Here is an 11291-nt window from a genome sequence, read left to right as displayed (position 1 = left end):
TGGTAGAATACCGGTCCTAATAAAAAACGAAAGCTTCTTGATACCTGGCCAATTGGAATAAGGCAAGAAAGAAATATTAGACAAACGCCTAAAGAAAGTTCATGGCTAAAAGTTTCTTCAGTATCGTCAAAAGAAAAATCAGTTAGTGGAGATGTCTCCACCGTGAGCGCTGTTAGCACAAGTTTATTTTCTATTTCTTTTATGGACTCAGTCGATGTCAGTTGAATGGATAAACTAGTGACTAAAAAGGATGCAATCAAGATTATACGGTAAATCTAAACCACCCCTTTCTGAGATATAGTTATAATATACGCTTAACTTAATACTTTTTACACTATTTTGTTTAAAAACATTACAGTAAATATAAGAGGTGAAAAGTAGATTCATATCGACTATCATATAAACTATGGATTGGTTTGAAAAGGAGACACGGTGATGAAGAATATAATAGCGATTGCTGTAGGTGGGGCAATAGGTGCATTAGCGAGATTTAGTATCAATATGCAGGCTGAAAGCCCGGTTGGAACAATAATAGAGAATATTTCAGGGAGCTTCTTACTTGGGATATTGACAGCATATTTTTTGATAAGGCTGACGAAGGAATGGCTAAGGCTCGGTTTAGGAGTAGGATTATGCGGAGGGTTTACGACGATGTCAACTCTCGCTTTTGATAGTGTCTTTTTATTTCAAATGGAATCATTTTTCGTTGTGCTATTGTATCTCTTAATAACTATTTTTGGAGGAATTATCTTTGCCTTTTTGGGGTTCTTTCTCGGAAATAAACTTGCTGAAATTCAAATAAATAAAGCTGAGGGGACCGAATGATGAGTATTATTTCTGTTGTTCTGGGTGGTTCACTTGGAGCGGTAACCAGGTATCTTTTAGGAATATACATAAATCAACATGTGAAAAAGACCTCTATGCCAGTTGCCATGTTATTGGTAAATTTAATTGGAGCATTTGGATTAGGATTATTTATAGGGAGTTTTTATGGAATTACAAATGCAGGGGAAAATGCAGATGCCTTCTATCTCTTTCTTGCAGTTGGATTTTTTGGAGCGTTTACTACCTTTTCAACCTTCAGTATAGAAGCAATGGGATTATGGAAAGAAAAACAGTATAAACTATTTTCTATCTATCTCCTACTTAGCATTTTAGGGTCCATTTTATGCTTCATTTCTGGAGCATATCTAGGTGCATTTTTCATTAATTAATGATAAAATGAAAATCGTTGATTTAATAAAAGGGGCATTAGCTCAGCTGGGAGAGCGCTTGTCTGGCAGACAAGAGGTCAGCGGTTCGATCCCGCTATGCTCCATCTATGGAAACCCTTGATACATAAGGGTTTCTTTTGTGTTTTATGATACCCTTGATCTGATTGATTTTTTTGTGGTCATTAATTTGGTCATCAAGCCCGCTTTAACCAAAAATGGCTTGACTTATTTGGTTTACAGCTTGATTTTGTAAGCTCGGTAAAAGGTGGCTATAGGTGTCCAAGGTAATTCTTACGTCAGCATGTCCTAACCTATCCGCAACTACTTTTGGATTCATGTTTAACTGCAAGCAAATTGTTGCATGTGTGTGTCGCAATCCGTGAAAGACTATTTTTCTCATACGGAGATTTTTTATATTACGATTGAATGATCTTCTTAAGTTACTTGGGTTTACAGGGGTTCCTATGTTTGTACATATAACTAAATCTAAATTCTCAAAGGCGCTACCTGCGTTACTTTTAATATGATCTTGTTTGATTTTATGTTCTTTGAGAGCTACCAAAGTCTCTTCAGTAAGAAAAACTGAACGCAAACTGCTTTTATTTTTAGCGCCTGGTTTCAGCTCCTTCCCGTCGTTCCTTAAAGTCTGGTGGATAGTTAATTTCTTAGAGTTAAAATCAATATCTTTCCACCGTAACCCCAAGATTTCTCCCTGACGCATACCTTCTGCTACCGCAAGATGATAAGCAATAAATAATGGATCATCTTTCGTCTCACCCAAAAAGTAGCGAACTTCCTGATTATCCCATACTTCAACTACCGCTTGATTTTGCTTCGGTCTATCAACATTATCAACAGGATTTTTCGAAATTAATTCCATTTTCTTCCCATAATCAAAGCAACTTTTAACTATAGTATGAATTCTCTGTACTGTTGTTCCTGATAGTCCAACTTCATCGTAGAGGTGATCATAGAATTCTTCAATATGGTTAGGTTTTACCTTATCTATCCGCATTTCATTAAAATATGGTTTTATATGTTTTCGAATAAGGTGATCATAACCAGTATAGGTAGATTCCTGTATATTGCGCTTTTTCCTTTTTAACCAATTCTCTACCAATTCATTAACCTTCATTTTAGTAGGCTCAATGTACAAACCATTATTAATTTCGTAAAGCACTTTATTTTTTGCAATCTGGGCATCCCTCTCTGTTTTGAATCCCCTTTTCTTAATTTGTTTAGGCTTTCCATTCCTGTTACTCACTACAAAATACCAGGTATTTCTTTCTTTATCTTTTCTTACTGACAAGATACATCTCTCCTTTTTATTTAAGTTATGGATAGGAGGTGTAGATATCTAAGCCTCCTATACACACATTGATTGAGATGTAGCTGTCGTTTGCCATAACTCAATAATGTTTCACATCGTCTTAATTGTCAATAATGTTACGCACTTTCTCCATATAACCAATTAAAGAAATTTTGTGTGGGAATTCTAATGGATTTTCCAACCTTTATTGTATGAAATTGTTCCGAATGAACTAATTCATATGCTTGTCTTCTTCCTATACCAAGAATTTCTTTGATATCTTTTACTTCTAAAACGGGGGGATATTTTGCGGTGTAATTGTTATTCATTTAAATTTTCCTTCCTTTTGTGAATTTTTTTCAATTTGTATGAGGGTTAATTGAAGTCAGACCTTGAATATTTAGAAGTGATTTGAAAAATCTATTGTCTCTCATAACTCGTTTGTTGATATATTCTTCTTTTTGCTTCCTTCTATTTTGGATAGTGTTCAAAGGTAAAGTGGGTGATATGGTAGGTGTCCTTTTTTAAATGCCTTTACGCACTTAAAGTTTGATTGAGTTTTTTCCGAAGGTGCTTTGTACACATAGGGGATACTTCCTTTCTGAAGATATGGAGGTGTTTTGCATGAAGGTATTGTATAAATTCAAAAGTCGTTTTAGCTTTCTATTAATAGTTTATAAGACAACCATAATTTTTGTCCAACTTATTTGGTTCTACCCCCAAAAAACTTTTTTTATCATTATGAATCACCTCTTCTTCAATAAACTTCCCTATAGTCCAAACCGTATATATTAATTAATTTTCATTAATTTTCTAATGTAAAACCACTCAAAAGTTATGAAACTATTTTTGTTGAGTAGTATGTGTCAATCACATTACTCAAAGTGTGAGTTAGGTAATATTAAATTAGTTGGATTCGGGATAAATAGTAGTGCTCAAACACTTATAAACACTATAAAAATGACTTCCCGAGCTTAAGGAGGAACTCGTGATGATACATACGTTTGAATTTTATCTACGCATTGATACAAAGGCATTGCAAAATTTATTTTCACTTCATATGGTGACAAGAATAAATTGGGATAATGTAAGAGCAGAAATTAAAAAGATTAATCAAAAAATAGATATCAATTTTTATGGAATTAAAATTAATTATTTGAAGGAATTGGTTAATGAAGAATATCAAATAAACATCAAAGTAGATATTACCAAATTACTATCTAAAGGTAAGATTTTGGAGATGGATTATTATATTGTTAAGGAATGCATCCAAGAATTTTTAAATCATTCTTTCGGTAATCATGTTATCTTTGATCAACATATCTTGACTCGTATTGATTACAAACTGGATGCTATTGTAAATGTAGAGAAAGATCGAGAATTACTTTTTCATTTAATTGAAAAGCATACAAAGAAGTATAGTCACAAGAGCAAGTATCGTTGGGGTAAAACTGATATTGGTGAACCGTACAAATATGAAGCAAGTCAGTATCACAATAATAAGAGCGTGGGATTGATTATTTACGATAAGCAAAAAGAACGCTTAGAAAAGAATGAACCATTATTACCATTTCACAAAAATGTTGTGAGATATGAATTACGATTACAAAACCAACATTTAAATGCAAAAAAGAGACATGATAAATTAGGTAAGTATGTACCCAAAAAGCTATCTGCTTATTTTAGAGAAGAAATGTGGTATGAATACATGAATAAGCATGTCTATCCCATTGTGCATAAAGGTGATTATTATAAAATTACCGAGGCAGAAAAGATAATTGATTCAAGTTCCTTTACAAAGCGAAAAAAAGACAAATTAAGACAATTTTTAGTTCAAGTATCAAAGGGCTCTATCGATACTCCAAAGCAAAATTTATCTAAAATGACTTATAGACATTATATTTGTGACTTGGATTCGCTGAATATAAATCCAATTCTAATACCTAAAAATCGAAAGGATTTTCCTTGTCACTTGAAAAACCCTTTTGCTTTATAAATAACAATGTCTTAGCTAAGTGGAGCAAGGGTACAGAAGTTCACTGGATTATCAAGTATGTATTTGTCATGTTTGGATGGTGGATATATAGATAATAAATAAACTCAATTTGTATATCTACCATAATTATTGCAGCGGTAATTGACAATTCAATTTTTGACATTAAAAATGAGCTATTCCTTTATGGGAATATGCTCTTTTTTCGTCTTAAATAATTTTAGGATTTCACGGGCTAGCTTCACATTTGCTTTATTTCTAATTGTTAAAACCCTTCCAGGTGTTATTTGTAAGGAACTAGCGATATTTTTTGTGGGTGTTACTTCATGATTAATTCCATAGACTCTGTTTAGAATGAATTGTTCTCTATCAGATAGAACATATCGTAGAGCTGTATAAACACTAATAAAACGTTTATAATTAATTGATTCTCTGTCTTTGATCAAAATATAATAGGGTTTCCTTCTAAATAAACCAGGTTTAAAGTTGGGGCTTTTTACCGAATCAATCATCTCTAAGTAAAAAATGGCATCTTCTTTACTGATATTAATTTCAGCATCCATGACATATCTCCCCCCTTATATACAATTTTCTAATATAGTATTCAGTCATGTCTATATGAAAGCACTCGACAATATAAAATGATATGTTTAATTATGGTACATTAATAAAATGTGAGTAAGATCTACTTTAAAGGAAGATATGACTGAGTATGACGGTCATATGTACTAACGTGATTTCAAGAGTTTTGAAAGGAGAGTTGGAGTGGTTCCCGACTCTTTTTTTATTTGTAATAAATCCCTTTTACTTTTCTAACTTTTCTTCATTTATCTACCAAGTCATTAAACCAACACCATTAATAAAAGATTGATATTTAGGGTGAAATTATATTGTGATTTCAAAGAAATAATAATTTGTGACCTTCTATTCTTTCCGTCGCAGACGACAAAAATGAGTCTTGCTATAAAGTCGCATCAGATCTTGATATTAATCTATCAAGACCTTTATTTTTTAGAAAACAAAAAGAGATTTGTTGATGATACAGGTTAGTAAATAATCCGAAAATTATGAAGCGTTACTGCTTCTTTCTATTAATTTTAAAATTATTATCTCATTTAGTTCAATTTTCTTTTTATCATCTTTTATACTGTTGGCTTATTCAATTGCCAACATGGTATCCTGCATCTTTTCTAATTTACCATAAAAATAATTAAGTTGTTTTATACTTTTATCATACATATAAAAATACATTCCCCCAATTATTTCAAGGAGTACTCCAGAGACAATAGAAATAACACTGGCGGTAATCGTCTCGTTGAGATAGATAAACCATATACCAGCTAAAATTGTTATTAATCCTGCAACTATTGCGGTTATACTTACCCCAAAACTCTTTCTCGCTTGACTTTTATTTATAGTATAGTATTCGGTAGTTTGGTTAAGGTTTAGTTGAATGGTATTAAACAGATTATTTTCAGAATTTGAATCTTCATAATCAACTTTTTTCTTTAGTTCTTCTCTTTCTGCAGATAATTTCTTCAATTCAATCTCAAAAGGATTTTTGATACTAACTGGATCTTCCGAAAATGCTAACAAGGAAGACAATAAAAGAATAAATGAAGTTAACATAACAAATATACATATTGCCAATTGATAATCTTTTAAATTATCATTATAAAAAAATAGTATGATAGCGTCAAAAAAAAGAAGTATAGATGAAGTTAATAAAATGCTAATTCTGACTTTCTTATTCTTTCTTAATTTGTTTGCAAGTAATTCTATTAATCCGAGAATAGACTCATAAAATAAATTCAATAAATTTCCCCCCTTAATAGGTTATATCTTATTTTCGGACAAAAAATTAGTAATGTAAAGGAGGAGTTTTGATTTAAAAGGTATGCTCTAAGAACAAAAGTTTAATACAAGAGATATAATATTTAATAGAACCTTGTGTTAATATGAAATTATATTTTACGGAAATTGAACTTATCGAATACTAATGAAGCATTTTACAAAAGAAGAAGTATTGCAAGTTTCTTAGAGACTAAATAAGTAAACTTTCAAATAAATTGAACCAAAATGATGAAAGGAGATTGAAATGTCTACAAATACTTTTCAAATAGATTTGGATTCTGAAGTTCTTAGGTTATTAAGAGATAAAGTGAACGAAGAGCAAAATATTATTTTTAATAAAAGAAATAAAGCTCATCGTGCATGGGATAAAATTTGTGCAATTATGGACAGACTTGACGATACCGTTGAATACTTAAATGGACTAAAATTAAATACAGGAAAATATAAGAACAGCTCATTTGATTTTTTTGACTTTATGAATAATGCTTCTGTGGTAGTAGATTGTATAAAAAAACTTTCAAAAATCTTTGATGTATCAAATGATAAAATGAAGAAGTCAATCGATATCTTTAATCAAACTGGTAAGGATGGCAAAGGTACTGATGAAAAATATTTCGAATATTTGCGTTCTTTATGTTCAATTCATCCAGTAGAAACAAGTCACCATATAAGGTATCAAGATAACGATTTTGAATGCAGCCCATTTGTATTATGGAATAACAGAAAAGGATGGATTAATAACGATTATGATCTTTCCGCGGTAGTGTATACGAGTAATGATGAAGATTATGTTAAAAGAGTTCAGATATATATTTCGCAAATATTTGACTATGTGAAAACGAGATTAGAGTTTGTTCAAGAAATAATTAAATCTATTGATGATTATCAAAAGAAGGTTATAGCTGACTTTCAGAAAAAGACTATAAAGAAAGAACAAGAGTTTGATAATTATATTGCTTATCTAAGAAATATAAATATCGAGAAGATTGCACGATATGGCTCTGAGAGTGCATTTTCCTTTGATTATATTATAGATTTATTTGAAATAAAATTATCAAACCCAAAAAATCAAGAAAAGATGAATTTATATCTAAATATATTTAAATATGCAATTGAATTTGAGCATAATAGCATACAAAATATGAGTGATCGTGGATTTGAAAATAATGGATTGATACATAGTGAAAAAAAATTAGAATCAACTTTATATTCTGAATTATACTCACCTCATAGTGGGAGCCATGAACTAAGAGAATATAGTTATAATTTACAAAAAATCAACTATTTAAAATATGATTCAGGCTTCCAAAATAAGCAATGGGCTCACATTCAAATAAAAGAGATGCTTCCATTTTTAGAAAGGTATGTTTCCTTTAAAGGTGTTAATGATGATTTTGAACATTACGTTTTAGTTCAATTGGCATTGTACTTGGACTCCTTAGAAAACAAATGCTTTTTAAATATGAATATTCCAAATGATTTAAAATACCGTGAAAGAGTACTTTCTGATAAAGAATGGAAAGATTTATTTACCGAGAAATAATTTTACATTATTCAAGCGACGAACTCCATTTAGTACTGCTAACCTGATATTGAATAAGTGTACTAAAGAAAGCAATCAGCTAATTAGTTCTAACTTTATTAATAACTAATTATTCAAACAAAATCAACAATGTTTTATGATGTAGTTTTGCAGTTGAACAAATTTTAAATATACTGAATAAAATGTGGAATTATTCTATCTGACAGTTAAAGCACTAAGACTTGCAAGAATTGGGAATGATAAAGTAACTAATTCAATTACAGAAAAATTTAAAAGCATGGATGGTAAATCAGGTTAATTAATGCTGTTACCCAAAATAAATCTTTTTCTATATGAACTAATGTTTTTACCTGTATGGGAGAAAGGTTGGAGAGAAAAGTGGCTGAAGAAAAGCGGTAGAAAGACAAAAGTGAATAAAACAAAAAGCCATTAATATATCTGAGGTAGAGGACTGGAAGGTTAAAGAATATCTTGTTTTTTGGTCATTTTTTTATAACATACGGAAAACTAGGTTATCGTTTGATGAATTTCGCAAAGTCCATAGTCGATCAAATTTGGCTATATTACAGAAAATATTAATGGTGTATCATATTTTGTGAAAATTGATTTAGGATGCAGTGGCAATGGATTGAGATGGATTTAATTAGTGAAAGAGAAAGTTTTGAGGGCATAGCAGAAAAAAGAAGGATCGATTTAGTATAATAAATACAATTGAATCTAACTGGAAGGTTATTTTTAAAAAATCTTTAATTGCTCTATGATAGGTATCGCTTAACAGTTTATATATAAAGGCTTTAACTAATATTGCAAATAAACAAAGATTGTTAAATGACAAGGAGTTATTTTTATGAAATTTGTATATTTTAATGATACGGGTAGAACAATTACAATCCATCCAGCAAGTTTCATCCATGGTTGCACATCTAAAAATAAAGAACCAATTGCTCATTTGGAAGAACGAGTTTTTTATCTGCCTGAAGGAACATATCCGTTTGTTAAGATGTGGGATTACGGAGAAGAAAGAGGGTTGCAAATTTTAATATCTCCAACAAGAGATGATTGTTGAGGCCATATTAGATGTTCTCCAAGTTGGATATTTATCCTAAGCGTTACGCATATGAGATAAAGAAGAATGATAGAAAGAGGAAACAATGTAGCAAAGACTTTTCTATTTCATGCATTTAATGTACTTTCTGTATTTAGCATAAAGTAAATTACTAAATGACAGTAGTTATTTCTTTTTACATTTCCTAAACCATTCATAAATACCAAATGGTCCAGCTTGGATTTGTTTCAATCGTTGTAACAACAATTCGTTTTCTCTTCTTAGTCTTTTTACGCCATGGGACTCACCAGTTTTTGCTAACGGTAAATTTAGACTTTTCCTACTCACATTTTCGCCCCCTTGCAATTATTTAATTGTATTAAATCATAACAAGTGTAAATCTACAAATAAAAGATAGTAGATGATGAGAAGGTGATGGGATAATAAATGAGTACAGAGGGGGATAATTAAGAATATATTTATTGTTGATACCCCATGCTAAAAGTTAAACCATTATCGTCCCACAATTGCTATCTTTCACACCACTTTTGCTATACTTAAGACATTCAAACATCAAAATTGTAGCACTGTATCCTGTAAAAACTATATTTTCAGGTTATTTTAATTATAATATATAACAATAAAACCATATTTGAGGTGAAGTAATGAGTGAAAATGAAATTATTTAAGCCAGGTATAACAATTTCACTTAATTGCTATCTTTCACCCCATAATTGCTATCTTTCATCCTATAATTGCTATTTTTAACGTTATGATTTTAATTGATAATCTTTTAGTTGTAAGGTTGCTGAAGATGATGAAGCAGAAATGGTTTGCTTGGTGATAAGCACAAAACACATATAGAAAATCTTAAGTCCAGTGATAAAAGCCTCATTTAATATTTGTGATATTAAACTATTTTTGTAGGTATTTATAAACATTATACTCCATAGTATCTAAAGCACTCGTCCACCTAAGACCTGATATTTCTGCGAGCAGGTCACGATAGTATCCCCAGTTTAGAATATGGATATTCCGTAGACTTTCATCAAGAATAGGGATCAAATTTTGTGTATTGTATGCAGGTTTATGTACATTAATCAATAATTTCTCTGCTAAATCAATTTCTTCAGACCATTGATTATCTGTAGGTGTGAATTCTCCTGCCAATCTGCCACAATAAATTTGTAAATTGATTGGATCACTTGTGCTCCACCACCAAAGTTCCTGAGAAAGTCGTTTACCAATAGTTTGTCTATCTGCTTTTCCTATATAAAGTAACACATTACTTCCATAAACATTATGACTTCCATAAATTTGATATACTCCATAATCCGAAACCTCATCAGTTAATGAAAGTATCTCTGATAATTTATACGGCCCATCCCAATCAATATGGATTAATTTGATATTTTTTTGCTCCATCACAAATTATCCTCTCTATTCTATACTAATATTTGTAATTAGTTGTCCGAATCCAACATTTTAAATGTATTCGTTTAGTCACAAATGGTCTACTCACAAATCTCCTTTTTTCGAATAATCTAACTACGCTCAATTATCGATATGTTCATCATTAACTTGGAATATACTTAATATCATTAAGTCCATTTTTATAATAATATTATCGAGGGAATATAACAAATAAAATATGTGTTTTTACTTATGACATAAAGTGATCAATAAAAATTAGAAACAATCATGACACTCAGATAGGCAGCTAAAACATAAATAAATTAATTGAATCAATAGTGATGAGATAAAAGTTTATTGTTATTTTATTGATTTTAGAAAATAATTGGAAATATTATGATGTTTATTTGAGTTAAATAAATTAAATACCTCATAAGAACAGGTATCAACTCGGTTTTGAATTGTAGAGTATTGTGGAATTTTAAAATTTGTTGGTGTAGATAAAGATCCCATCTATCGTAAGATGTGGATCTGTTTATTTTTATTTTTTATTGGTTCATGTAGTGATATATAGATAATTATGGATAATAGATTAAATAAAAGTGTATATAAAATTATCTACGGTTAAATGTAGATCAGTATTATTATTGAAAATGTATAGATGAATATGTATAATACAATCTATAGCGTTGGTTAGTACACGTTATTGATTCAATTATTCATTTCAAGGATGGAAGCCCATGAGACGTATAAAAAAATTCATAAAACCACAAGTTACATATTACATAAATAAAAACACCTGTATTCGCTATGAACTGCCCCCTGTCAAGTAGACAGTGGAAATAATAAAAATGATTTAAGCGGCTTTAGCTCTATATTCCATAGGGCTAAGGCCGTTTAATCGTTTTTGATATCTATCG

11 protein-coding genes and 1 tRNA gene are annotated in these 11291 nt (G+C 30.5%); 6 read left to right on the top strand and 6 right to left on the bottom strand.

Annotated features, from left to right (window positions below; translation table 11 throughout):
• Positions 1-435: 435 nt before the first annotated feature.
• From DFR57_RS16940 to DFR57_RS16930, 3 genes are all read left to right on the top strand, one after another.
• The gene (locus tag DFR57_RS16940) at positions 436-825 is read left to right on the top strand and encodes a fluoride efflux transporter FluC (RefSeq protein WP_114354403.1); all 390 of its coding nucleotides are present in this window, start codon (positions 436-438) and stop codon (positions 823-825) included.
• Entirely contained in the window at positions 822-1214 is a 393-nt protein-coding gene (gene crcB, locus DFR57_RS16935) for a fluoride efflux transporter CrcB (RefSeq protein WP_245937510.1), read from the top strand. The genes DFR57_RS16940 and crcB overlap by 4 nt, the downstream gene beginning before the upstream one ends.
• Before the next feature lie 31 nt (positions 1215-1245).
• A tRNA-Ala gene (locus tag DFR57_RS16930) sits at positions 1246-1318 on the top strand.
• Positions 1319-1419: 101 nt separating this feature from the next.
• Here the strand turns inward: DFR57_RS16930 and DFR57_RS16925 are convergent.
• Positions 1420-2523 (bottom strand): site-specific integrase, encoded by a 1104-nt coding sequence (locus DFR57_RS16925; protein ID WP_114354402.1) that lies wholly within the window; start codon positions 2521-2523, stop codon positions 1420-1422.
• 137 nt (positions 2524-2660) lie between these two features.
• Entirely contained in the window at positions 2661-2852 is a 192-nt protein-coding gene (locus DFR57_RS16920) for a helix-turn-helix domain-containing protein (protein ID WP_114354401.1), read from the bottom strand.
• A gap of 662 nt (positions 2853-3514) precedes the next feature.
• On the opposite strand from DFR57_RS16920, the gene DFR57_RS16915 reads away from it, so the two are divergent.
• Entirely contained in the window at positions 3515-4519 is a 1005-nt protein-coding gene (locus DFR57_RS16915) for a hypothetical protein (protein ID WP_114354400.1), read from the top strand.
• A gap of 173 nt (positions 4520-4692) precedes the next feature.
• Here DFR57_RS16915 and DFR57_RS16910 read toward each other — a convergent pair whose 3' ends face one another.
• Both DFR57_RS16910 and DFR57_RS16905 read right to left on the bottom strand, forming a co-directional pair.
• Positions 4693-5079 (bottom strand): hypothetical protein, encoded by a 387-nt coding sequence (locus DFR57_RS16910; RefSeq protein ID WP_114354399.1) that lies wholly within the window; start codon positions 5077-5079, stop codon positions 4693-4695.
• A 592-nt stretch (positions 5080-5671) separates the two neighbouring features.
• Positions 5672-6331 (bottom strand): TRADD-N-associated membrane domain-containing protein, encoded by a 660-nt coding sequence (locus tag DFR57_RS16905; RefSeq protein WP_114354398.1) that lies wholly within the window; start codon positions 6329-6331, stop codon positions 5672-5674.
• Between the two features lie 283 nt (positions 6332-6614).
• Between DFR57_RS16905 and DFR57_RS16900 the strand changes: the two genes are divergently transcribed.
• On the top strand, positions 6615-7913 hold the full coding sequence (locus DFR57_RS16900; protein WP_114354397.1) for a hypothetical protein: 1299 nt from the start codon (positions 6615-6617) through the stop codon (positions 7911-7913).
• 847 nt (positions 7914-8760) lie between these two features.
• Positions 8761-8979, top strand: a complete 219-nt coding sequence (locus DFR57_RS16895) for a hypothetical protein (RefSeq protein WP_114354396.1) — start codon at positions 8761-8763, stop codon at positions 8977-8979.
• 165 nt (positions 8980-9144) lie between these two features.
• Here DFR57_RS16895 and DFR57_RS18350 read toward each other — a convergent pair whose 3' ends face one another.
• The gene (locus tag DFR57_RS18350) at positions 9145-9306 is read right to left on the bottom strand and encodes a hypothetical protein (RefSeq protein WP_170133024.1); all 162 of its coding nucleotides are present in this window, start codon (positions 9304-9306) and stop codon (positions 9145-9147) included.
• 567 nt (positions 9307-9873) lie between these two features.
• Positions 9874-10383 (bottom strand): GIY-YIG nuclease family protein, encoded by a 510-nt coding sequence (locus DFR57_RS16890; protein WP_114354434.1) that lies wholly within the window; start codon positions 10381-10383, stop codon positions 9874-9876.
• Positions 10384-11291: the final 908 nt, after the last annotated feature.

The sequence above is a fragment of the Saliterribacillus persicus genome, assembly GCF_003337485.1.
Classification (GTDB): Bacteria; Bacillota; Bacilli; order Bacillales; family Amphibacillaceae; genus Saliterribacillus; species Saliterribacillus persicus.
Note: the sequence above shows the minus strand (reverse complement) of the source record. Positions and strands in the feature narration are given on the sequence as shown.

Excerpts from the sequence above, each read along its gene's own strand:
- DFR57_RS16940 (WP_114354403.1), top strand. The coding sequence starts at position 436 with ATGAAGAATATAATAGCGATTGCTGTAGGTGGGGCAATAGGTGCATTA.
- crcB (WP_245937510.1), top strand. The coding sequence starts at position 822 with ATGATGAGTATTATTTCTGTTGTTCTGGGTGGTTCACTTGGAGCGGTA.
- DFR57_RS16920 (WP_114354401.1), bottom strand. The coding sequence starts at position 2,852 with ATGAATAACAATTACACCGCAAAATATCCCCCCGTTTTAGAAGTAAAA.
- DFR57_RS16915 (WP_114354400.1), top strand. The coding sequence starts at position 3,515 with ATGATACATACGTTTGAATTTTATCTACGCATTGATACAAAGGCATTG.
- DFR57_RS16910 (WP_114354399.1), bottom strand. The coding sequence starts at position 5,079 with ATGGATGCTGAAATTAATATCAGTAAAGAAGATGCCATTTTTTACTTA.
- DFR57_RS16900 (WP_114354397.1), top strand. The coding sequence starts at position 6,615 with ATGTCTACAAATACTTTTCAAATAGATTTGGATTCTGAAGTTCTTAGG.
- DFR57_RS16895 (WP_114354396.1), top strand. The coding sequence starts at position 8,761 with ATGAAATTTGTATATTTTAATGATACGGGTAGAACAATTACAATCCAT.
- DFR57_RS16890 (WP_114354434.1), bottom strand. The coding sequence starts at position 10,383 with ATGGAGCAAAAAAATATCAAATTAATCCATATTGATTGGGATGGGCCG.